At 60.0% G+C, this 428-nt stretch carries 1 protein-coding gene; it reads left to right on the forward strand.

The annotated features are described in order from the left end of the window. Positions 1–272: isochorismatase family protein (locus J5M56_RS25850; protein WP_207938165.1), on the forward strand; the 272-nt coding region annotated here is incomplete at its 5' end. Positions 273–428: the final 156 nt, after the last annotated feature.

Consider the following 428-nt stretch of genomic DNA (forward strand, 5'->3'; position numbering starts at 1 on the left):
CATTCCATGGCACCGAACTGCTCGAGCGCCTGCAGAACCTCGGCTCGCTGGACCTGATCGTTTGCGGTTTCATGAGTCACTCCAGCGTCAGCACCACCGTGCGCGCGGCAAAGAATCTCGGTTTCCGCTGCACCCTGGTCGAAGACGCCTGCGCGACCCGCGATCTGCCGTTCAAGGGCGGCGTGCTCAGCGCCGAACGCGTGCAGGAAGCGGAAATGGCGATCATGGCTGACAACTTCGCCACGCTGGCCAAGACTCAGGACCTGATCTGATCCTGCCCTTGTGAGCGGTGCATTGGCGCCGCTCATCCGCTATATCCGCTGATTTGCCGCAAATGCCATAGCCTCAGGAACAACCCGGTCAACTCCCGGTCGAAGGGCCGATACCATTGAGGAAGGTCGGAATGAAGTTATCCGATGGATTTGACG

The organism is Pseudomonas sp. 51_B, assembly GCF_017491595.1.
GTDB classification, from domain to species: domain Bacteria; phylum Pseudomonadota; class Gammaproteobacteria; order Pseudomonadales; family Pseudomonadaceae; genus Aquipseudomonas; species Aquipseudomonas promysalinigenes.